Source organism: Leptospira venezuelensis, from assembly GCF_002150035.1.
GTDB classification, from domain to species: Bacteria; Spirochaetota; Leptospiria; order Leptospirales; family Leptospiraceae; genus Leptospira_B; species Leptospira_B venezuelensis.
Window position 1 is genome coordinate 79,587 of sequence record NZ_NETS01000008.1, and the last position, 17,732, is coordinate 97,318.

Consider the following 17,732-nt stretch of genomic DNA (forward strand, 5'->3'; position numbering starts at 1 on the left):
TAAGAATCCAGCGATCGGTTTCTTAACGGAGAAGTATCAAATGCAAACTTCTAAACAGAATCTCACTTTAGCGCGCTTAGTATTCGGTTCTACCGCTCTAGTTTGTTTTGTAGGTGTTCTATTAGAACTTTGGTATGCCTACAATCATCAATCCTCTCTTCCACCAAACGCAGGTTTCACCCGCACATTTGGTCCCGGCTTTGATAGTTTGCTAAATCAATTTTCATTTTTTACAACCCAATCCAATTTAATCTTAGGGATCACCACTCTCCTTCTTGCATTGAATTTGGATCGAACATCTTCTAATTTTCATATTTGGAGGTTGATAGGGATCATTGATATTACGATTACTGGAATTGTTTTTAACTTCGTTTTACAGACTGTTCCTAAAAATGATCTCATTGCAGATACTGCGAGTAGATTAGAACACGATATTGCTCCTATAATAGCTGTGATTGGTTGGATTATCTTCGGACCAGCAAGAACAGTCACGTTACGCAGGATTTTAATAGCTGCCATTCTTCCTATTGTATACGCTATATTCACTCTAGCAAGAGGAGCAATTCAGGAATGGTATCCATATAATATTATGGATGTTCCTCGACTTGGTTATTCAGGGGTCATGATCAATATTATAGGGATTTTTGTTCTGTTTTTATTGATCGCGGGATTTTTGGCGTTAGTAGATAAACTTTTATCTTCCAAATTTGGAAGAATCTCTTTCCCAAACAGTTAGATTTCTTTTCATCTGTTTGTAGGAGATCCTACTCACAGCTGAATCTTTAAAATGGTTCTTGAATTCCTTTTCATCTAGATCCGAGAGATTTTCTTTTTTGAAAAGTTCTCGGATCTTAAATTCTCCTATCTCCGTTTTCCAACCCTTCTTGCGGGCTTTTACCTGATTCCAAGGGCAAATCTCTTGGCAGATATCGCAGCCGTATACCCAACCATGTAGAGAATCAACATTCTCGGATCTATCTTCTATCGTTTTATAAGAAATACATTTACGAGCATCAATTTTATAAGGTTCCAAAGCACCTGTTGGACAAGAATCGATGCATGCCCTGCAAGTCCCGCATCTGTCCTTTGCTTGGATGGAAATGAAACTTGTAGGAAGATCTGTAAAAATTAAACTGATAAAGAAGAAGGATCCATATTCTTCATGAATTAAATTTGTATTTTTTCCGATCCAACCAACCCCAGCTTCCCTTGCTAAAATTTTTTCGGGAACAGGGAGAGAATCTACACCTTGTCTGAATTTTTGGTTTGGGAACTTCTTCCTTAAAAATTCTAATAGATCAGAAGCTTTTTTACGAAGAACGGAATGATAATCTTCTCCCATAGCATACCTGGAAAATCGATAAGGCAGATCTAAGTTTTCATATTCAGGATCATTATATAATGCGCCTAATGCAATCACCGATTCAGGTTTAAATCCAAGTCCTTCTAATTCTAATCGAAGGTTCATGTTTTTAGGATACCAATCCATATTTCCATGACGGCCTTCTCCGACCCAATGAAGTATGTTTTCTTTGTCTTCTGAAGGAACAGAAGCAGGTCCCACTCCAAATAATTGGAACCCATTCGTCATCGCAATATCTTTCAGTTCATCCAGAAGTTCTTTACTTTCAAGAAGCATATCTTATTCTTTCTTCATGCAGGAAGGAGAAGAAACATCCTTACATTCTATATCGGGAGGAATTCCTCTCCAAGAACTTTTAAGCGCAGCAAAAGAAGCTGGCTTGGATCTTCCTAAAGAAAGAACAAGACCCTTGGGTAGGATTTTACTCGCAGGACTTTTAGGGGCGCTGCGAGGTTTTGAGGAGAGAGGACTTTCTCCCTTCTTACCAACTCATAAATACATTTTTGCTGAGATCGTTTCGGACCTAACCGACGCTTATTCTATCTTGTCCCAAGAGTCGGATGAAAAGATGATTTTACAAGCAGCTTGCGACTTCGGCATCAAAAAAGTATATCACCTAGAATGGAAATTATACTCTTCCCACGATCTATTCTAAATTCAGACCGCAAAAAATATAATAGCGGAGAAGGATACAAGCACCACCGCTTCCAAAAGCCCTGCTCCGAAATTTTGATCTCTTTCTATTTCTTCCTGTAATGTTGAGCCAGGCAATACCACCCAGTCTGCAAAAAAATGCAAAATAGGAATGATTATGAATGCAAGTCCTAGATCCAATAGTAGTAAGATCCCTGTTTGGTATAAAGATTCAAATTCCCTAAACAATGCTCTAGTAAGTAAGATCCCGATCGCAAGCAACGCTCCTGCAAATGCAGTTCCAGCCGCAAGGTTTTGTTTTTCTTCCAACTCTAATCTGAGTTTATAAGGGATCCAAATTTTATAATATACTGAGAATAAGATCATTCCGATCTGTCCCACTGAGAAGAAAATTACAGAGATAATTGATCCTATGATTGTTTTCTCCACAAGAGGAGAAACAGCTATACCTAATCCCTGTGGGAAAACCTTCTCTCCTATATCTCCGTTCAATGCAGCTGCTATAAAGAATGAACTTGCGATTGTTCCGCCAAATAGAACTGACGCAACAGCTAAGTTTCTTTTTTCATATATTTCTTCGATTGCATCTATCCCGCCTAAAATCAGTCCATCGTTGATTTTTTGGGAAAGAAGAAGAAGTATTACTCCTAAGATAGAAAAAGAAGACACTTGGAAAAGATCTCCGAGTAAATCTCCCTTTTCTCCAGGATGAGAAACTATTGTGATAAATAATATGATGACCCCGATATAATAGCCGGATAAGCTCAGAGCGAGCGCGCTATTATCGGATTTTACTAATTCCTCGTCTAACTTACGAGGTTCCGTCCAGTCCTTGAGTTTTTTGCCGATGTAAAAGACTAAAAAGCCTAAAACGAAAAAGGCAAGATCCTTACCTAGTAAAGAAATATATTTCCAAACGAAATCCATGCACGACAGATTACTATGCTTGGGTCAAAATTTCATAGCCTTTTTCAGTGACAAGAATGGTATGTTCGAACTGAGCGGACCATTTTCCGTCCTTTGTGGTCACAGTCCATCCATCCTTTTTAGAAAAAATCACTTCCCAAGTCCCTAAATTCACCATTGGTTCTATAGTGAATGTCATTCCAGGTTCGAGTTTGGCTAGTTTACGGCCGGAACGATAATGAGGAATTTGAGGTTCTTCATGGAAACCTCTTCCTATTCCGTGGCCCATTAGATCTTTAACGATCCCATATCCTTTAGGAGTCAGGTAATCATCGATCGCATTTGATATATCGCTTACACGATTTCCAGGCTTTACCTGTTCTATCCCAATCCACATAGCACGTTCTGCATCTTTAACGAGACGTTCCACTTCCGGAGAAGTTTTACCACCTACTATAAAAGTACGAGAACTATCACCATGATATCCATCTACGATAGGAGTCACGTCTACGTTAACGATATCTCCTTCTTTCAGAACATCGATTGCTTTAGGTATCCCATGACAAACGACTTCGTTGATGGAAGTACATACTGATTTCGGAAAACCCTTGTAACCTAATGGAGCCGACTTGCCTCCATTCTTCTTAGTGAACTCTTCGCAGAGATCATTGATCGCAAGAGTACTAATACCGGGTTGAATAAACCCGGAGATATAGTCCAGAAGCGCGGCGGCTAATTTGCCCGCCGCCCTCATTTTCTCGATTTCAGTCTTGTTCTTGATGTAGATCAAGAATGGATTAGAAGTCGGTTGGTCTAACCGTAGTGCGTTTGTTCGCCTCGGTACGTTTTAAAGCATCGTCGATCAGTCCGTATAACTTTTCATTCAAGCCATCGACCGCGTCTCCGGAAGTCATAAAGCCTTTAGATTTGATATAAGCTTTTACCTTGCTTGCGACGATGAGGGTATCCTTTTCAGCGCTTTGAGCCATGGAATTCTTCCTCTTAACAGTAGTTTTCTTTTTTTGTACCATACGAACGAGCTTTGGGAGCTTCTCCTTATTTCATCCCGAGACTTTTCCGGAACGTTTCAGATTTACTGTGATACGTTTCCAGACGCCTCGAAAAAAGGAATCATTTTCGGATTGCTACCCTACAATTTCAGTTTTTTATTAAAAACGAAAGGATCTCCCTATGAAATTTTTTGCATGTCGTATAATACAAGTGGGAACGAGACATATTGGGGAAAAACTTTGGGGTCAAGAAAAAAATCATCCCTTTTTCACCGTCTCGTTTTGAATGATAGTTTGGACCAAAGAAGTTTCGAGCCCTAATTTTTCAGCGATCGTCTCTGGTTGCCAATGAAAATTATGAAATAAATTCAACACTGTTGCTTTCTTTCTAGCTACAAGGGGATCTTTATCCGAAGTCTTTCCGGACTTGCCCCCGCCAGTCTTAGATATATTGGTCTGGACTACGTCCATGAATGCAGAAAGTTTTTCAAAGGTATCTTCTGCTTCGGAAAGTAAACCTTCTAGGTCGTCCTTAACCGATAAAGCACCTTCTTTCATATCATCTAATCTTTGTTGAAGAGTGCTGATCTGTTTATGGCGCTCTCCTAACTCAGACATTAGGTCTTCTATCTTATCAAACTTAGCTTCTACAGAAAGTATCTCTTCTTTTCTGCCTGCAAGAGTCTCTAATCTGTCGTCGGTCTTTCTTAAAGTTTCTGCGACTTCTCTTTCTCTCGCTTCTATTACGGAGATTTCTTTTTCCATCTCACGTATTTTCTGAGCCAACTTGAATGAATTCTCTTTATGACCTTGGCTATCTTGATCAAGTTGTTTGATCTCTTCTCTAACGGATACAACTCTACCCAAACGATCTTCCAGATCTAAGAAGCGGGATTCCATTTCGAATGCTCGCTCTCCGGCTTCGACCAACTTGCGATGAGTATCGTTCCACTGAGAAGATTCTTCCATGATTCTTTCGAATTCTTCTTTTAAAACTTCTGCTTTTTCTTCTATAGAAAGAATTTCCGAACTTCTCTCTTCTGCCTGAGATATACGAGTTTCCAGATCTTCTTGTACTTTTTTGATCCGAACTAAGTTTTGATCCAGATCTTCATACGTTTTTTCCGTATGATTTGCATCTTCCAGAGCCTCTTTCATCTCAGAGACAAACTCTTCAGAACGTTCTATAATTTCTTTTACATCTAAGAAGAGTGCAGAACGTTTTTCTGCATCCAGGATTCTTTCAGAGATCTCATCCACAGAAGAGCGCAATTTCTCTGCTTCTTCTTCCAATTCGGAGAATAGAGAACGTTTTGCATCTTGGATCTCTGATAGATCTTTGCGAAGATCGATTTGAAGAACACGATATTCTTTTTGTGCCTTCTGGAATTCTTCTCTTCCTGTTTTTAGGAATTCCTCCGAAGATTCTTCGGTTTCTTTCAGTAAATATTTTACCTGATTTTGGAATTCCTTCATCTGGCCTTCGCTTTCTTTGATCCCTGAATCTAAAGCTTCTTCCAGATGTCGTTTTACATCCGCTAAATGTTTTGCGATCCTTTCTTCCAATTGGCTTAATTGGATCTGGCCTTTGTCTAAGAGAGCGGATAATTGTCTGTTGATCTTGGAATCGATCGTATCGTTCAAACGATCTATTTTTTCTTCCTGTCTTTCGAAGAAGTCTTGGCCCGATTCTTTCAGTTTGTCTAAAACGACTCTTGCCTGCTCCCCTGCCTTCTCCAGTTGGGATTCGGTAGAAGTACGGATCTTCTCCGCTTGCATTTCTAAAAGTTTTTCATTCTTGCGCAGAAGGTTTTCGAATCTTTCTCCTACAGCAGAATATTCCACTTTTACGTTCTCTACGTTTGTAATTGCTTCAGCTCTAAGATCTTTGAAACGAGAGATAAGATCTTCTCTGACCTCTTCTCCCTCTTTTTGGAAGTTTGTTTTGTATTTAGATACAAATTCTTCGATCTTATCTTTTTGCTCTGCATAAGATTTGGAGAATTCTTCCAGATATTCCGCACCTTTAAAATGGATCTGTCCCAGTCTTTCTTCCAATCCACGGATCGCATCCATGGTATGATTTTTCTGGGATTGTACTTCTTCTTCCCAAGAACGAGAGAAGTGTTCGAATCTCCTGTCCATTTTGCGGAACTCGTCTTCTATAGAAAGACCGATCTCGCTTACCTTGGATTCTGCTTCCGCAAGAATATCACCTGCGGTTCCTTCCAATGCCTCTCGGATATCTTTTACGTAAGAATCCATTTCTTTCATCCGGGTAGAAACCTGGACGTCGAAAATTTTTACATTTTCTCTGATAGAATCCCATTCAGAACGGAAACGTTCAGAATGAGAAGCATGTAATGCACCAACTTCTTCTTCCAAAGAACCTTTTAGTTCTTTTACGGATGTCTCCATTTCCTTCATTCTAGAAGAAATTTGAGAAGAATAGTCCTTAACGTTTTCTTTAATAGCTTCCCAGTCCGCACGGAATTTTTCCGCTTGAGAGTGTTGCAGGACTTTGAGTTCTTCTTCCAAAGATTCTCTTACTTGGTCCAATTTCAGTTTGGACTTTCTTTCTTCTTCCGAACGAGAAGATTCTAAAGCGGAATGGAATTCTTTTAATCCGGAAAGGATTTCCTTTCTCAGATCTTCTGCTTCTATTCTTAAGCTGCTGGAAATACGATTGAATTCGTCTTCGAAAGAATCTATTTGGCGCATCAGATCCGCTTTGCGGGAATCTGCTTGTTTTAATAATTTATTCTCAGCTTCCAAATATTTTTCTTGGAAGATATTGATGGAGTCGTTGATTCCTTCGGCTTGGCGTCTAGTCTCGTTCAAGATCTCATCACGACGAGTCAGCGTTTCGAGGCTCATTCCTTCTATTTCTTTACGAATGGTTTCGATCTCTATACGAACCCCGTTTAGGAATGCTTCTTTGGAATGAACTACTTGTTCTAATACTTGATCGTATTTTTGGCGAATGACTGATTCATTACGGGAGAAGGTTTCCTCTAACTTACGATCCGCAAGTTCCGCTTTCTCATCCACTCTAGTTTCTAAACGATCAATTTTTTCGGATACGGACAAGAAAGCAGTCTGCATTCTATCCGTCCTGGCATCTAGATCCTCTTCTTTTACTTTTACTGATTCGAGAAGAGTCTGAACTTCTTCTCGAGCAGAATCTACTTTGCCTACTGTTTCATGATATAATGACTTTGTTTGAGCTTCTAATCTCTGGCGGAAAGCTTCACCTAATTCTTCCAATCCAGACTCGATACGATCCGCTTTAACTTCTAATAATCCCTCTAATTCAACTATCTTAGAAGCTAGTGATTGTAGAATATCATCAGAACGGAAATTAAGTTTTTCCTGGAAGGCTTCGAGTAAAACTTCTGCCTCGGAACGAAGTTCTTGGATACGATTTCCGATACCATACACTTCTTTTTTGCCAAGCTCCAGTCTTTGCAATCCATCCTGGATAGATTGAGATTCTTGGCGAATATCAGAAGAGAGATGGACTACTTCTTTTAGATCTAACGTAACTGCGTTTAAAAAATCCCGATTGGAACGAATCGTTTCCAATAATTGTTTGGATTCATCGTTGAGACCTCTTACCTCTTCAGCAAGTTTTCTGGTCTGTTTTAAACTGATCTCCAGTTCAATTCCGGAATCCTTTACGGATTGGATTTTTTCCAGTGCGATCTCTTGCAATTCTTCCTGGAGTTTGCCAGTATATCTTTTGATCTGGCTGAGCTTATAATTCGACTTGTCCATCCTGCGAAGGAGGATAGTAATGCCTACACTGGCTAAAAAGGGTAAAAGAAGTTCTAGGCCCATACTTAGAGTTTCAACGAAGATTCTATGAAGAAAAACCCTTCAAAGAATTATGTCGCATCAAATGGATAGGAATACTCGCGAGCAGGGGAATAAATCAAGAATTATTTCTCCAATCCCCAAAAAAAGGCCATATACGGCATTTGCGGGCATTTATGACGGAGTCATGAAACGGGCACCTTATCGTGACTGGGCAAAGATGATTTTGGAATCTTACCAGATCGGAACCCAAAAAATCCATCCAAAAATCGCATTGGATTTAGGCTGCGGTACCTGCAAAATTTGGAAATTTCTACCTTCTTCCACGGAACTTTGGGGAATCGATAATTCTCCTGAAATGCTTCAAATCGCCGATTCTAAGCAAATTAGAGGGGTCCGGAAACTAGGGGACCTTTTATCTTTTCCTAAATTGGATCGATCATTTGATCTAGTTTTTTCGGTGCACGATACTCTGAACTATTTCCAAACAGAAAAAGAACTCTCTCAGATATTTGCCCAAGTTTCAGGCGCTTTGGAGAAGAATGGGGTCTTCTTTTTTGATGTTAGCACCGCTGAAAATTTTCGAAAAAATTTTAAAGGTAAGGTCCTAAAGGAGACCCACGGGAAGACAAAACTCGTCTGGAAGAATGAATTTGATCCGGAAACTTCCATTTTAAAGACCAGTTTGGAATTTTCGGAGCCCGGAATTTCGGAACTGGAGGAGCATTATCACAGGGCTTATCCACTCGAAACTTGGTCGAAGAACCTACAAAATTCAGGCCTTGAAATTCTAGGAATTGGCTCCGATTATGAGTCCTGGGAAATTTTTCCAAAGGCGAATTATTGGAATTTTATGTGCCGAAAAATTTGAGTCGCTTGTTTGAACTATAGACCAGAGTTCTTTCCCCGTTTTATTGTTGGGATGCTCCGGTTTTAGGAGTCTATCTCAGTAAACAAGCTGTTACCTATGGCCAAATTAACGATACAAAATAAACACGGAATCGTTCGTTTCGAAAATCAACTCCTGGATGGATACGAAAAGGTATTTGATGAGATTTCGGAACAGGCTTCCAGGGCACATATCCAAAACCTAACCTTGGACATGACCCCAACCAAAAAAATTACCTCAAGTGGCGTTGCAAAGCTACTGACTCTTAGAAACCTTTTGGACCATTTTGGAGTAAAATTAGAAGTAGTGAATCTTCAACCTACTCTAATGGATGTGCTTCGTAAGTTCAAAGTGGATGCAATGCTTCGTATCAAGGCATAAATTCCGGGAAAAAAAGTTGCATAGGCTTTAAGGCCCGAAAGAATAACTTTCGTGGCCTCTCTTCAGGTATCCGATCTTTCTAAATCCTATTTTGGAAAGGTCGCGATCTCTAATCTAAATTTCTTCATTCCTAAAAACAGAATCACAGGTTTGCTTGGACCCAATGGTGCTGGTAAAACAACCGCACTCAGAATTCTAACAGGTTTTATTCGACCAGATAAAGGTTCCGTATCACTCGACGGAATCTCTTTAGAAAAAGATCCACAATCTATTAAACAAAGATTAGGCTATCTTCCCGAATCTTCCGCGATCTATCCAGATATGACTGTGGGAGAATATTTAGATTTCCTAGGGAATGCGAGAGGAATGGAGGTCTCCTTCTTCAAAAAAAGAAAAAAAGAAGTATTAGATATTTGTGATCTAAGGTCCCAAACTTTTTCTTTGGCAGGAATTCTGTCCAAAGGTACAAGACAAAGACTTGCTTTAGCGGGAGCATTGCTTCATGATCCGGATTGGATCGTTTTAGATGAACCTAGTTCCGGTTTAGATCCATTACAAATCTCTCATTTCAGGGATGTTTTGCGAAATTTAGGAAAAGATAAAATAGTATTATTATCCACTCATATTCTTTCAGAAGTAGAAGAAACCTGTGATCACGCCTTAGTTTTGCACAAAGGGAATTTAGTAGCTGATCTTCCTGTTTCTGAATTCAAAAGATCTGACTCAGTCCTTTTAAGAGCCAAAACAAATAAGGAAACTTTAGAAAAAGTTTTAGAAGGAAAGAATGTGCGAATTCTTTCTTCCGAAAAAGAGGGTGAATATACTAAATTCAGATTAGAATCCACTTCTTGCAAACCGGAGGAAATTTTTGAACTCATACGAAGAGAGTCTTTTCCAATTTTAGAATATAAGATTTCCCAAAAGTCTTTAGAATCAGTCTTTCAGGACCTGGTTTCCGGTTAAAATATGAAGCTTCTAAACATACCTCCGGGGCTTGTTGCCGTTTTTAAAAAAGAATGGGACAGTTATTTTAATACACCTATTGGCTATGTATTCTCCATCCTATACTTATTCTTATCCTCCTTCTTATTCTTTTATGGATTAGGAGAAGGTTCCTTCTGGGATAGAAAAGTTGCAGGTATGGAAGAATACTTCGTATGGACTCCCCTGCTATTTGTAGTATTTATTCCTGCGATCACGATGAGACTTTGGTCCGAAGAAAAAAGATCAGGGAGTCTGGAGATAATATTCACTTTGCCTATCTCTAAGTGGGAAATCGTTGGAGCTAAATTTTTAGCAGCTTGGGCATTTTTAGGATTCACAGTTTGTTTAAGTCTTAGTATCCCATTTTTCATCTGGGCATTCGGCGATCTTGATTTAGGGATCGTATTTGCAGGATACGTTGGTTGCTGGTTACTAGGTGGAGCATATATTAGCCTCGGGATCTTTCTTTCTTCCTTCGGAAGAGACCAAATCAGTTCCTATATTCTAACAGTTCTTGTTTGCCTTTTCTTTTTTCTATTAGGGACTCAGCCGGTTCTGAAATTTTTCGGAGGCGGGCCTTCTGCGTTTGCATATCTATTCGCTCTATCCTCTCATTTTGAATCTTTTCGCTTAGGGATATTAGATCTTTCGGATACTCTCTATTTTCTCAGCTTTATTTCAGCAAATCTAGGAGGAAATGTTTTCTTTCTCCGGAGAAATTATCCATGAGAGAATTATTACGTCCTCTATTAGATATTTCTAAATCTCCTTGGTTTGGTTTCGCAAATGGGATTTTACTTTTTGTACTTTTGAATGGACTTTTCTCCACAATCCCGTGCAAAGCAGATCTTTCCAGATCTGGAAGATTTCAAATTACATCCAGCACAGTAAAAGTATTAAAAGAAATAGACGATCCACTGTATATAGACGCGTTTTATTCTTCAGAGATTCCAGGAGAATACAAGGCAAGAGCAGAACTCAGCAAAGAACTTTTAAAAGAGATCGCCAAGATAGGAAAGGAAAATGTTTCTTTGCGATTTTACAATCCCTCTAGCTCGGAAGAAGATGCAAGAAAAGCAATGGAGTTAGGATTAGAACCTCAAATCCTACAACAAACTTCCAGAGATTCAGCCTCAGTCAAACAAGCCTTTATGGGAATTGTCCTGACCTTGGGTCATAAAACCGAAGTTTTATCCTTCGTATTTTATACAGAAGATTTGGAATACCAGATCTTAAATTCGATCCGTAAAATGCAAAGGCAGGATAAGGATTCAGGAATTGTTCTCTTAAAATCACCAGGAAATCTTTCCCTCCAAGAACAAGGCTCTACCAAAGATAGGATCGAAATTTTTGCAAGAAGAGTTTTGAGAGGAGAATACGGACCAATTTTAGAATTGGATCTGGAATCAGAAGAAATTCCCCAGGAAACTGAAGTGGTGCTTTGGATAGGAGGAGGAGCTCTTTCTAAAAACACAGAGCAAAAACTGGACAAGTTCCTCTTAGGTGGAGGAAGTTTACTCCTTCTCTCCAAAACAATGGAGTTCAAAACAAACTCTGAAAGAGGAAGTTTCGGACTTCTTTCAGGTGATTTAGGAGCAGGACTCGCGGAGAAAAATCCAAACTCAGCGGAAATGGTGCGATTTTTAGAACATTATGGAATTCGAATTAACTATGATATAGTTCTAGAACCGGATCATTCCTTACCAATGGGCTCTGTAATAGAAATTGAACCGGGAATTTTAGGAAAATATCCTTATCCTCCTTGGATTGTTCCAGACCAAAAATCAAATACCTTAGATCCAAATAGCGCATTTACCAAAAACCAAGAAAGTCTTTTGATCCCTTGGTCTTCTAGTTTGAATATTCTAGCTGAGAAACAGAAAGAAGTAAAGTTTACAATATTAGCAAAAAGTGGACAAGATGCTGAGTCCAGAACAGAGCCAATCTCTCTTGGAGAAAAACAAATTCTTTCTACTCCGATCCAAGCGAATGGCGGACCTTTTACGCTTGGAGTTTATGCAGAAGGAAAATTTACTTCTTATTTTCCTGACTTCCAACAAGGTGTAAAAGATCCACAATCTAAAAATAAACCAACTAAAACGGGCAGGATTCTAGTATTTGGTTCTCCCTATTTAGTTTCAGATCTTTTGGCATTTCCGGAATTCTCAGAAATACTGAAAAACTCAAATATTCCATTTTTATTAAATGCAATCGATATACTCAAAGGAGAAACAGATCTTATAGAAGTTCGTTCTAAACAATCTGCAGTTTTAAAACTAAAACCTTTACCATTCTTCTTAGAAACTGCGATCAGCTTATTTCATTTATTTTTAGTTCCTGGTTTATTAGCTCTTTATGCCTTCCGCAGGCTGAAGAGAAGGAACGTATAATAATGGATTTTTCAAGACCTAAAGAACTTCTCCGCTACACGTATAGAGAATATCCACAGATACTATTCTTTTTGGGGAATATAATATTAGCCTTCCTATTATTGATCGCAAAAGATCCATGGGACTGGTTCAAAAAGACCTACCAAAATTCTGAGCCCTTCTATAAAACTAAATCAGAAGAGATTCAAACCATCATCAGCGGACGCAAAGGTCAGGAGAGTGTTCTAAACCGAAATCTAGATGGATGGATAGTTCAGCTACCATCTGGATTAGTATTGCCAGGAGATTCTGCCAGAATCGAAGAATTAATCCAAACTTGTTTACATCTGCGTAAATTCACTCTACTCTCAGAATCCAGTTCAATTTCTAAGGAAGAATTCGGCTTAGGAGGAGATGAACCAATTATAGAACTCAAAAGTGTTTCCGGAAATTCATTGGGGAAAATTCTAATTGGAGCCCCTGTCAGAAAGGGTTCAGGGACCTATATCCTGGACGAAAAAAATCAGATCTGGTTAGTTAAAGAAAATCTAAAATCAGTTACAGGCGGAGGTAAACTAGACTTTTTCCTGAGTAGATCTCTTGTTCCGCCCTTTCCTGATAGAGAAAAAGTTTCGGAGATCAAGATCTCGGGACTTGCCTCTGTTGATTTTACTTTAAGTAAACAAGATGAAAATTGGATCTTAGAAACTTCCAGTGGGCAGATCCTTGCATCTTCTGAGGAAGTAGAAAACTATTTAGAAGAAATCAAAAAACTAAGTGCGGACGAAGTTATTTTGGAGAAGTCGGAAGAATATGTTCCGGTTCCTAAAGATAGAAATTTTAAAATTGAGATTGTAACTAGCACGGATCGTTATCTAGTTTCTCCGATTGGAATGACCAAGTTAGGAAGTTATGTTTTCCAGAGAGAGGGCCTAAGTTACAGATTGGTCTTGGATCCCTGGAACCTGGAAAGGATACTACAAAAGGATCTTGCAGACTTTTCTAATAGGTTTCTTTCTCCCTGAACACCTCTGAATCAATGGTTGACACTCCGGGGGGATAAAAGTTTCCTTCCTTAATACCACAACCTAATAAGGAATTCGTATGGCATTAATTGAAGAATTGGATCAGCAGGGGAATTTTCTATTTCGCTGGAGATCTTATATACCAGGATTTATTCTTCTTCTTTGTCTATACTCTTTGAGCAAATTCGAATTTTTAGAAGATTCTTACGAGATCAACTTATACTATGCGGCCGCTTGTTTTGCAGTTAGCTTACTTGGTTTAGCAGTTCGTTGTTTTGTGATCGGTTATGCCCCTGCCCGCACTTCCGGTAGAAATACTAAAGAGCAAGTAGCAGACGTGGTTAACCAAGAAGGAATTTATTCTCTTGTTCGCCATCCTCTTTACTTAGGAAATTTCCTAATGTATTTGGGACCGGTTCTGTATTTCAGAGATATTCCCCTACTTATAGTATTTTCATTATTTTTCGGATTCTATTACGAAAGAATAATGTTTGCAGAAGAAAAATTCTTGAGAGATAAGTTCGGTCAGGACTATCTGAATTGGGCCGATAAGATCCCAGCATTCATTCCGAAATTTTCAGGTTATGTAAAACCTAAACTTGGTTTTTCATTCCGAAATATTCTTAAAAGAGAATATCCAAGTTTATTCGGTATCTTAGTGATCTTTGTATTATTTGACTACGCGGCAAGTTTTAAGGTTGGATTCGGAGATTGGAAAGAGCCTTGGACTGTGATCACCGAACCTCAGATCTGGGCATTCGGGATTGGCGCTGCGTTCTATACAATTGTTAGAGTAATAGTAAAAACCACTAAGTGGTTGGTGGTAGAAGGCCGTTAATTTTCGGCCTTCTTCTTATTTTAAACGTTCGCAGTATATTCCAGATAAGATTTGAATTTTTCCCCATCCTTGGTCAAAAAGATCGGGGTTGGGTATTCTCTTTTTAAAGGAAGTAGCGCGAAACCTTGGTCGTAAAAAACGATCTTCTCTACCTCATTCAGTTTATAACTGAATTCTGAATTTCTTGCTTGGAAAGTAAATCCACCCGGGATCTCTCTAATACTTCCCTTACCCATTCTTCTAAAACCTTTTAAAGTTTCAGGTCGGATCTTTTCTTGAAGAGCCTCATACGGTAATCTTCCGGAAAGATCTAGGAATAATACTCCTTCCATAGACCATTCTTCTTCTTTAGGGATTCTAGGCTGGGTGCGTTCAGGTTCAGTTACCATTTCTAAAATTTCTCCCCTTTTTGTTTCATCCCAAATTTCAGTTCCGAATTCTTCCTCAGTGGAAACCTCAGGTTCAGTTCTTTGAGATTCCATTCTTTGTCTTTCGGAAAGAGGACGGATCTTTCTATCTTCTGCAAACGCCTGATCCATTTGAGAATAGGTTTCCGAACGTCCCTGTTTTTTAAGAGAAGCTAATGTATCATAGGAAATTTTTTTCTCTCTTGCTTGCGGCAGGTTTCCTTTTGGAAATTGGCCGGCGCTAAACTCTTTTTTAGAATTAGGCTGGAAGGAAACATAAATAAAGCAGAGGATTCCTACTAAAATGAGTGCTAAGGCAATATAGAGCATCATTATATGTATCTATCCAATTTCGCCGTTCCTGAAGCATTTTTCGGGCGGTTTTTCTCCTTTACAGATTCCAGGCGCGGGCCAGGCTTCCTTGTAAACGTAGTTTTATGACAAATCCAGACGGAATTTCAGTTAAAGATATTTTATTCAAAGTCGGATCAGCAGTTTTTTTGGGAATTCTTGTCCTAATGCTGATCATTATGCTATTAAAGCCAGATGTGGAACAAGTAGGTATTGATATGCTCGCCGGAAAGGCAAGCATCACCATGGGAAGTATTGACGACCAAAGTGTCCCAATCGATTCATTTAACGCGGCTAAAAGATTTTGTATCCAGATGTACCAAGGACAAGGTTCCGAAGCGCTCTGGGCAGATTGTGCCTTCCAATCTTTAAAAGGACAATATATCTTCCGCAAGATCGGAAACGCGGTAGGTTTTACTATCACTGAAGAATCAGAAAAACAGGCCCTTATGCAGGAAGCTGAGAGAGTCTCTAAAAATTCTCTCCAAGGTGCAGGATATTCCGAGGAAGACCTGAAAAAACCAGTAGAAATTTATCGTCAATTACTCCAACAGGCACCTTTGCGCTTTAGGATTGATTATAAAGTGTCCCAGGCTCTATTCCAAAACTTCCTTCCAACCGAGATCCGACGCACGGATGGAGAGCTAAATGTACTCTCTGAAGCATCTGGTGCAAGAGTGGATCTGGATGCAGTTTTATATACAGAAGAAGATCTAGTCAAAGCTTCCGAAAGAAATTTAGAGCCTACAGACGTTCAACTCAAAGAGTTGTACGACAAAGAATCCTTGGATCCAAATACTCTAAAAGGTAAAGATGGCAAGCCTGTTCCATTTGAAGAAAGAAAAACAGTCCTAAGAAGTAAGTTCTTATTAGAAGCACGTAAAAACGCTTTAGAATCTTTAAAAGCTAAACTTGTTACTCTTCAAAATGAGCCAGACGGTTTGCAAAAAATCGCAACACTTTTAGGAAGACAAACTGTTTCCTTGAAAGGTAAATCTCTTTCCGACCTGAAAAAGATCAGCGTTGGCAAAGATGTATTCTCCTTAAGCTCCGACAAAAAGTTCTTACAAGATTTGAGCCTTCCAGGTTTGACCCAAAAGAAAAACATCGGACCATATAGAGAAGGAGAAAAATACGCGATTGTTTCTTTCTCCGGAGTCAAATTGGGAACTCCTGATCCATCTTTCTTAAGAACCAGGGATAATGGTTCCTTACTCACTGCAATACTCATGGAAATTCCGCAATCCCTAGAGGAAAGTATCAAAGTCGAACGAGCATCCGTTAGATCCGTTTCGGAGGAATAATGCAAATCCGCGCCGAGTTAGTAAACCCATTCTTAGAAGCAGCTACAATTGTCTTCCGGGATATATTACAGACCGACCTGATCCGTGGAAAGATCGGTATCAAAGACACTCCTGAAACCACCCTGGAACTTGCGATCATCATCGGAGTTCTGGGAACTTTTAACGGAGAAGTTATCTACGGTTTGAACTACGACGCGGCTTATAAAATTTCAAAGAAGCTGATGCCAGGTATGAGCGATGACGATATCAAGAATGAATATAAAGATATCTTAGGTGAGATCGCAAACATGACTACAGGTAACGCGATGAATATTTTCGCAACTGCAGGTCAATCGATCGAGATCACTGCGCCAAACATCGTGGACGCAAAAAACGAAACAATAAAGATCCCTAAAAAACAAGCTTTAGGGATCAGTCTATTTTCCAAATTCGGAAAATTAGAAGTAAACGTAGCCTTAACTTAAAGATCGCTTTTCGCGAATGATTCCATTTCCATTCTCAAGGGGGAATACACTCCTTGGGATTCGGAAACAGACTTATCTAAATACTTCTTCAAAAAACGTTTCGCCCATTCCCCTTCTCCCGCCTTATAGCTGGATTTAAAAAGTAAATAAGCACCTAATTCCTTTTCTTCTCTTTGTCTTTTGAATTCTCTTGAGGAGATATCTTCCGCATTGGGAAAAGTTTTACCGAAACGATTCCAAAAATCCATAAGATAACTGCGAGCATCAGAATATCTTCCCAGTTTAAAAAGCATATCACCTAATTGTAATAAAGCCCTGGATCGATATTCACCTTCTCCCTCAGTGGCAGTTCTAAGTAGAATGGACTCTGCTTCTGAGTTTTTTCCTTGAGCCCTAAGAGATCTCGCAGTTTCTAACGAAGTTTTCCATCTGGAATCATCCTCTGCAGGAGCTTCCGCATTCGAATCTGGAGCCTTAGAATTGTCTAATTTAGATAGTTCTAATTTTGCTTGAGAACTTGCAGTTCCTTCTGTCGATGCAGCTTTCCCGAATTCTTCTTTGGCTGCATCTTTTTGTCCGTTTCTAAGTCGTAAAAGCCCTCTTTCATAAGCGGCTCTACTCGGGTCCGCTGCGGCTTCCTTTTTCTTGCCGTTCTTTTTATCTTTTCTATCTGCAAGATTTGGAAGTTTAGTTTTCTTTTCTTTGATCGGTTCTGAGGTCTGCGGTTTTACTTCTGTAATTTTTGGTTCTTCGCTAGTTGCTTGTGTATTTTCAGAAACTGATTCTGAACCTGCATCTGATCTCTGTTCTGCAACTACAGAACTTGCATCAATCGGAGGAAGCGGTTCATCCGGAGAAGTTCCCCTGGTGGAAAAACTTCCCTCTGTCGGCTCTGGAATTGGCAAAGGAAAATCCGCCGCCAATTGATCTGCGAAAAGAAGAATACTTAAAATAATTAGAATATATTTCAC

Annotated in this window: 18 protein-coding genes and 1 pseudogene; 11 read left to right on the forward strand and 8 right to left on the reverse strand. The window is 39.3% G+C overall.

The genetic code is table 11. From position 1 onward, the window contains the following. The first annotated feature begins 40 nt into the window (after positions 1-40). Positions 41-736, forward strand: coding sequence for a Pr6Pr family membrane protein (locus B1C82_RS04455; protein WP_086446419.1), 696 nt, complete (start codon positions 41-43; stop codon positions 734-736). Here the strand turns inward: B1C82_RS04455 and queG are convergent. Further along, complete coding sequence (queG, locus tag B1C82_RS04460) at positions 695-1,639, reverse strand: tRNA epoxyqueuosine(34) reductase QueG (protein WP_086446420.1); 945 nt, start codon at positions 1,637-1,639, stop codon at positions 695-697. The two genes, B1C82_RS04455 and queG, sit on opposite strands and share 42 nt — an antisense overlap. A 16-nt stretch (positions 1,640-1,655) precedes the next feature. Between queG and B1C82_RS04465 the strand changes: the two genes are divergently transcribed. Next, positions 1,656-2,018 (forward strand): LIC_11502 family protein, encoded by a 363-nt coding sequence (locus B1C82_RS04465; RefSeq protein ID WP_086446421.1) that lies wholly within the window; start codon positions 1,656-1,658, stop codon positions 2,016-2,018. A 2-nt stretch (positions 2,019-2,020) separates the two neighbouring features. Here the strand turns inward: B1C82_RS04465 and B1C82_RS04470 are convergent, their stop codons facing one another. The 5 genes and pseudogenes from B1C82_RS04470 to B1C82_RS20930 all read right to left on the reverse strand — a co-directional run. Further along, positions 2,021-2,944, reverse strand: a complete 924-nt coding sequence (locus tag B1C82_RS04470) for a DUF350 domain-containing protein (RefSeq protein WP_086446422.1) — start codon at positions 2,942-2,944, stop codon at positions 2,021-2,023. A 13-nt stretch (positions 2,945-2,957) separates the two neighbouring features. Next, a complete protein-coding gene (map, locus tag B1C82_RS04475) occupies positions 2,958-3,713 on the reverse strand; it encodes a type I methionyl aminopeptidase (protein ID WP_086446423.1) in 756 nt (251 codons plus the stop codon). A 7-nt stretch (positions 3,714-3,720) separates the two neighbouring features. Beyond that, a complete protein-coding gene (locus B1C82_RS04480) occupies positions 3,721-3,954 on the reverse strand; it encodes a hypothetical protein (protein WP_010515511.1) in 234 nt (77 codons plus the stop codon). Positions 3,955-4,191: 237 nt separating this feature from the next. Further along, the gene (locus B1C82_RS20925) at positions 4,192-6,360 is read right to left on the reverse strand and encodes a SpiroCoCo family coiled-coil protein (RefSeq protein WP_418288019.1); all 2,169 of its coding nucleotides are present in this window, start codon (positions 6,358-6,360) and stop codon (positions 4,192-4,194) included. Between the two features lie 174 nt (positions 6,361-6,534). After that, positions 6,535-7,773: pseudogene (locus tag B1C82_RS20930) on the reverse strand (SpiroCoCo family coiled-coil protein); the annotation flags it as partial. Between the two features lie 61 nt (positions 7,774-7,834). Between B1C82_RS20930 and B1C82_RS04490 the strand changes: the two are divergent. The 7 genes from B1C82_RS04490 to lmtA all read left to right on the forward strand — a co-directional run bounded on the left by B1C82_RS04490 (position 7,835) and on the right by lmtA (position 14,235). Beyond that, positions 7,835-8,620, forward strand: a complete 786-nt coding sequence (locus tag B1C82_RS04490; RefSeq protein ID WP_086446425.1) for a class I SAM-dependent DNA methyltransferase — start codon at positions 7,835-7,837, stop codon at positions 8,618-8,620. Positions 8,621-8,716: 96 nt separating this feature from the next. Further along, the gene (locus B1C82_RS04495) at positions 8,717-9,019 is read left to right on the forward strand and encodes an STAS domain-containing protein (RefSeq protein ID WP_086446426.1); all 303 of its coding nucleotides are present in this window, start codon (positions 8,717-8,719) and stop codon (positions 9,017-9,019) included. A 51-nt stretch (positions 9,020-9,070) separates the two neighbouring features. Continuing rightward, positions 9,071-9,982 (forward strand): ABC transporter ATP-binding protein, encoded by a 912-nt coding sequence (locus tag B1C82_RS04500; protein ID WP_086446427.1) that lies wholly within the window; start codon positions 9,071-9,073, stop codon positions 9,980-9,982. Between the two features lie 3 nt (positions 9,983-9,985). After that, positions 9,986-10,732 (forward strand): ABC transporter permease subunit, encoded by a 747-nt coding sequence (locus B1C82_RS04505; protein ID WP_086446428.1) that lies wholly within the window; start codon positions 9,986-9,988, stop codon positions 10,730-10,732. Then, positions 10,729-12,393 carry a GldG family protein gene (locus B1C82_RS04510; protein ID WP_086446429.1) on the forward strand — a complete coding sequence of 555 codons (1,665 nt, stop codon included), beginning with the start codon at positions 10,729-10,731 and terminating at the stop codon, positions 12,391-12,393. Before B1C82_RS04505 ends, B1C82_RS04510 begins: the two co-directional genes overlap by 4 nt. Before the next feature lie 2 nt (positions 12,394-12,395). Next, complete coding sequence (locus B1C82_RS04515) at positions 12,396-13,397, forward strand: DUF4340 domain-containing protein (RefSeq protein WP_086446430.1); 1,002 nt, start codon at positions 12,396-12,398, stop codon at positions 13,395-13,397. Positions 13,398-13,476: 79 nt separating this feature from the next. After that, positions 13,477-14,235, forward strand: coding sequence for a lipid A Kdo2 1-phosphate O-methyltransferase (gene lmtA / locus B1C82_RS04520; RefSeq protein WP_086446431.1), 759 nt, complete (start codon positions 13,477-13,479; stop codon positions 14,233-14,235). A 20-nt stretch (positions 14,236-14,255) separates the two neighbouring features. Here lmtA and B1C82_RS04525 read toward each other — a convergent pair whose 3' ends face one another. Beyond that, entirely contained in the window at positions 14,256-14,975 is a 720-nt protein-coding gene (locus B1C82_RS04525) for an LIC_11490 family protein (RefSeq protein WP_086446432.1), read from the reverse strand. 104 nt (positions 14,976-15,079) lie between these two features. On the opposite strand from B1C82_RS04525, the gene B1C82_RS04530 reads away from it, so the two are divergent. Both B1C82_RS04530 and B1C82_RS04535 read left to right on the forward strand, forming a co-directional pair. After that, positions 15,080-16,297 (forward strand): synaptonemal complex protein 1, encoded by a 1,218-nt coding sequence (locus B1C82_RS04530; protein ID WP_086446433.1) that lies wholly within the window; start codon positions 15,080-15,082, stop codon positions 16,295-16,297. After that, a complete protein-coding gene (locus tag B1C82_RS04535) occupies positions 16,297-16,761 on the forward strand; it encodes a chemotaxis protein CheX (RefSeq protein WP_086446434.1) in 465 nt (154 codons plus the stop codon). The genes B1C82_RS04530 and B1C82_RS04535 overlap by 1 nt, the downstream gene beginning before the upstream one ends. Here the strand turns inward: B1C82_RS04535 and B1C82_RS04540 are convergent. Beyond that, positions 16,758-17,732, reverse strand: coding sequence for a tetratricopeptide repeat protein (locus tag B1C82_RS04540; RefSeq protein WP_086446435.1), 975 nt, complete (start codon positions 17,730-17,732; stop codon positions 16,758-16,760). The two genes, B1C82_RS04535 and B1C82_RS04540, sit on opposite strands and share 4 nt — an antisense overlap.

Bases quoted from the DNA above. Each gene is read 5' to 3' on its own strand.
- B1C82_RS04455 (WP_086446419.1), top strand. From the start codon at position 41: ATGCAAACTTCTAAACAGAATCTCACTTTAGCGCGCTTAGTATTCGGT.
- B1C82_RS04515 (WP_086446430.1), top strand. From the start codon at position 12,396: ATGGATTTTTCAAGACCTAAAGAACTTCTCCGCTACACGTATAGAGAA.
- B1C82_RS04535 (WP_086446434.1), top strand. From the start codon at position 16,297: ATGCAAATCCGCGCCGAGTTAGTAAACCCATTCTTAGAAGCAGCTACA.
- B1C82_RS04495 (WP_086446426.1), top strand. From the start codon at position 8,717: ATGGCCAAATTAACGATACAAAATAAACACGGAATCGTTCGTTTCGAA.
- B1C82_RS04505 (WP_086446428.1), top strand. From the start codon at position 9,986: ATGAAGCTTCTAAACATACCTCCGGGGCTTGTTGCCGTTTTTAAAAAA.
- queG (WP_086446420.1), bottom strand. From the start codon at position 1,639: ATGCTTCTTGAAAGTAAAGAACTTCTGGATGAACTGAAAGATATTGCG.
- lmtA (WP_086446431.1), top strand. From the start codon at position 13,477: ATGGCATTAATTGAAGAATTGGATCAGCAGGGGAATTTTCTATTTCGC.
- B1C82_RS20925 (WP_418288019.1), bottom strand. From the start codon at position 6,360: ATGAAGGAAATGGAGACATCCGTAAAAGAACTAAAAGGTTCTTTGGAA.
- B1C82_RS04490 (WP_086446425.1), top strand. From the start codon at position 7,835: ATGGATAGGAATACTCGCGAGCAGGGGAATAAATCAAGAATTATTTCT.
- B1C82_RS04470 (WP_086446422.1), bottom strand. From the start codon at position 2,944: ATGGATTTCGTTTGGAAATATATTTCTTTACTAGGTAAGGATCTTGCC.
- B1C82_RS04525 (WP_086446432.1), bottom strand. From the start codon at position 14,975: ATGATGCTCTATATTGCCTTAGCACTCATTTTAGTAGGAATCCTCTGC.
- B1C82_RS04510 (WP_086446429.1), top strand. From the start codon at position 10,729: ATGAGAGAATTATTACGTCCTCTATTAGATATTTCTAAATCTCCTTGG.
- B1C82_RS04480 (WP_010515511.1), bottom strand. From the start codon at position 3,954: ATGGTACAAAAAAAGAAAACTACTGTTAAGAGGAAGAATTCCATGGCT.
- B1C82_RS04530 (WP_086446433.1), top strand. From the start codon at position 15,080: ATGACAAATCCAGACGGAATTTCAGTTAAAGATATTTTATTCAAAGTC.
- B1C82_RS04465 (WP_086446421.1), top strand. From the start codon at position 1,656: ATGCAGGAAGGAGAAGAAACATCCTTACATTCTATATCGGGAGGAATT.